Annotated in this window: 3 protein-coding genes and 1 pseudogene; 3 read left to right on the top strand and 1 reads right to left on the bottom strand. The window is 72.2% G+C overall.

Features of this window, described 5'->3' with window-relative positions:
• The 3 genes from GT354_RS10690 to GT354_RS10680 all read left to right on the top strand — a co-directional run.
• Nucleotides 1–1,306 (top strand): aldehyde dehydrogenase (locus GT354_RS10690; RefSeq protein ID WP_161356047.1); only part of this gene is annotated, 1,306 nt, incomplete at its 5' end.
• Nucleotides 1,299–2,186 (top strand): catechol 1,2-dioxygenase, encoded by an 888-nt coding sequence (locus GT354_RS10685; RefSeq protein WP_161356046.1) that lies wholly within the window; start codon nt 1,299–1,301, stop codon nt 2,184–2,186. The genes GT354_RS10690 and GT354_RS10685, both read left to right, overlap by 8 nt.
• A 13-nt stretch (nt 2,187–2,199) precedes the next feature.
• Nucleotides 2,200–3,054: a fumarylacetoacetate hydrolase family protein gene (locus GT354_RS10680; protein ID WP_161356045.1), complete on the top strand. Its 855-nt coding sequence runs from the start codon at nt 2,200–2,202 to the stop codon at nt 3,052–3,054.
• 121 nt (nt 3,055–3,175) lie between these two features.
• Here the strand turns inward: GT354_RS10680 and GT354_RS10675 are convergent.
• Nucleotides 3,176–3,415 (bottom strand): annotated as a pseudogene (locus tag GT354_RS10675) (sugar kinase); the annotation flags it as partial.

The following is a 3,415-nucleotide window of genomic DNA, read 5'->3' as shown; positions in this document are numbered from 1 at the left end:
CGCCGCGCGCGCCGCGTTCCCAGGGTGGGCCGCGACCACCCCGGCCGAACGGGCCGGGGTGCTGCGCGCGATCGCCGACCGCGTCGAGGCCCGGCTCGCCGACCTGGCGATCGTGGAGACCACCGACAACGGCGCACTGCTGCGCTCGCACGTGCGGGGGGTGATGCCCCGGGTCGCGCACAACTTCCGCTTCTTCGCCGACTGGCTCACCGACAGCCTCGGCCACGACGACTTCGACACCCGCGGGCACACCAACCACGTCTCGTGGGATCCGGCCGGGCCGTGTGTACTGATCACCCCGTGGAACGCGCCGCTGATGCTCGCGACCTGGAAGATCGCCCCCGCGCTCGCCGCCGGCAACACCGTCGTGCTCAAGGCCGCCGAATGGACGCCCCTGACCGCCTCGTTGCTCGCCGACATCACCGCCGAAGCGGGCCTGCCGGCCGGTGTGTTCAACGTCGTCCAGGGCTACGGCGCCGAGGTCGGCGCCGCGCTGACCGCACACCCCGACGTACGCCGGATCAGCTTCACCGGATCGGTGCCCACCGCCCGCCACATCGGCGCCGCCGCAGCCGCCAACCTGACCCCGGTCAGCCTCGAACTGGGCGGCAAATCCCCGCTGTTGGTGTTCGCCGACGCCGATCTCGACCTCGCCGTCGAACTGGCCGTCGAGCAGTACGACAACGCCGGTCAGGTATGCCTCGCGGCCACCCGACTGCTCGTCGACGCCGCGATCGCCGACGCGTTCACCGAGCGCTTCCTGGCCCGGGCCCGGGCCCTGGTCCAAGGCGACCCGCGCGAGCCGGACACCGACGTGGGCCCCAACATCCACGCCGCGCACGTCGACCGCGTCGACGGCTTCGTCCGCCGCGCCCTCGACGCCGGCGCCGCAGCGCTGCTCGGCGGCGAGCCGAACAAGACCCTCGGCGGCCTGTACTACCGCCCGACCCTGCTCACCGACGTCGCCCAGGACAGCGAGATCGTCCAAGAGGAGGTCTTCGGGCCGGTACTGACCCTCCAGACCTTCACCACCGAGGACGAGGCGATCGAGCTCGCCAACGACACCCGCTTCGGCCTCGCCGCCACCGTGGCCACCGGCGATCCCGAGCGCGCCCGACGCGTCGGCGAACGACTGGTCGCGGGAACCGTGTGGGTCAACTGCTTCTTCGTGCGCGACCTCCGCGCCCCGTTCGGCGGCGCCCGCCGGTCCGGCATCGGCCGCGAAGGCGGCACGTGGAGCTTCGACTTCTACTGCGACGTCAAGAACACCGTGACGTCGCCCGCCGGATGGCAGCGCCGTGGGTGAGATCGTCGGCGCGGGCATCCTCGCCCATTCGCCCACCGTCATGCTGCCGCGCGAGGTTCGGTACGAACTCAACGACGGCAAGGAGATCAGCCTCGTCACCGGCCTCGCGCGGTTGCGCGCGGAGGTGTTCGCCCGGCTGGACTACGACACGGTCGTGGTCTTCGACTCGCACTGGGCGACCACCGTCGAGTACGTCGTCGCCGCGCACGCGCACCGGGCCGGCCTGTACACGTCCGAGGAACTGCCACGCGGGATGTGCCGGATCCGCTACGACTTCCCGGGCGATCCCGAACTCGCGCGCGCCACCGCCGCGTTCGCCGACAGGCACGGCACCTGGATCACCCCGATCGACGACCCCTACCTGCCGATCCACTACGCGACCGTCAACCTGTGGCACCATCTCGGCGTCCCCGGCAGGCGCTGGATGAGCATCGGCTGCTGCCAGACCGCCGACACCGAGGACAACCTGCGCCTGGGTCGCGCGCTCGCCGATGCGATCGCTGCGTCGGATCGCCGGGTGCTGTTGGTCGCCTCCGGCGCGTTCTCGCACACCTTCTGGAACCTGCGCGAACTGCGCGACCACGAGGCGTCCGACCCGATCCACGTACGCACCCCACAGGCCCGCGCCGCCGACGAACAGCGCATCGCCTGGATGCGGGGCGGTGAACACGCGCGGGTGCTCGCGGGCATGCCCGACTTCATGCGGTACAAGCCCGAGGCGCGCTTCGGGCACTACCTGATGATGCTCGGCGCGCTCGGCGCGGACCGCTGCACCGCACCCGGTCGCCTCGTCGGCGACTACGAGAACGCCACCGGCACCGGCCAGGCGCACGTCTGGTTCGACCGACCCGCCGGCGGTTGGACCGCCCCCACCGCGTAAGGACGCCCACGCCATGACCGACACCACCGAATACCGCCGCATCCTGCTCGACGGCGCCGTCGTCGAGGTCGTTCGTCGCGGCGACGAACTGCACGCCGCGGACGGCCGCGTCGTCCACGTCGCCGATGCCCGACACCTGCCGCCCGTGCGACCGGGCAAGATCGTCGCGGTCCACCTCAACCACCGCAGCCGCGTCGAGGAGTTCGGCACGTCGCTGCCTGCGGCGCCCACCTACTTCCACAAGCCGACCTCCTCGCTCAATGCCCACGGCGGCGCGGTCGTGCGTCCGGCCGGCTGCGAATTCCTCAACTACGAGGGCGAGATCGCGATCGTCATCGGCCGCACGTGCCGCAACATCGCCCCGGCGGACGCCGGCGCCCACATCCGCGGCTACACGGTCGCCAACGACTACGGCCTGCACGACTTCCGCGACACCGACGCCGGATCGATGCTGCGGGTCAAGGGCTCGGACACGCTGTGCCCGCTCGGTCCGGGCGTGGTCGAGGGCTGGGACTTCCGCGGCAAGACGTTGCGAACCTACGTCAACGGCAAGGTCGTTCAGGAGGGTTCGACCGACGAGATGGAGTGGGACATGCACTACCTCGTGGCCGACATCGCCCGCACGATCACCCTCGACCCCGGCGACGTACTGCTGTCCGGCACGCCCGCCGGATCGCGTCCTGTGCAGCCCGGCGACGTCGTCGAGGTCGAGGCCGAGGGCCTGGGCCGACTGCGCAATCACATCGTGACCGGGCCGACCGCCATCCGCACCGACTGCGGGGCGCAGCCCACGGCGTCGGAGGAGGTCGTGTCGACCGCGATGGGCGGCGACTGGGAGTTTCGCGGCATCCGCGCGCCCGGGCGCTGACGCCCCTCGTTCGCCGGGTCGCGCGCACCACCGCCTCGGCAGACGTCTCCCGAACCCCCGTGGGCCCGCCCCTTCGCGCGACCGCACCGAACGGGCGTCGAACCCCTGAGCGCCCCGCCCGTCAACCCAGCGAGCCCGACGTGCGGTTGGCGAACACCCGGTCCCGGGCCGTCGACACGGCGGTGGCGACCGCGCCCAGCAGGACCGCCTCCTCGCCGAGGCTGCTCGCGGTCAGCCGCGGGCGCAGCGGCGTCAGTTCGTGCAGGGCGACCGTCATCGGGCCGAGCAACAGGTCGGCGTTGGCGCCGATGCCGCCGCCCAGCACGACGAGTTCGGGGTCCAGGACCGCGGTGACCGCGGC

The sequence above is a fragment of the Streptomyces sp. SID3343 genome (assembly GCF_009865215.1).
Classification (GTDB): Bacteria; Actinomycetota; Actinomycetes; order Streptomycetales; family Streptomycetaceae; genus Embleya.
This window is presented reverse-complemented; position numbering and strand designations above follow the sequence as displayed.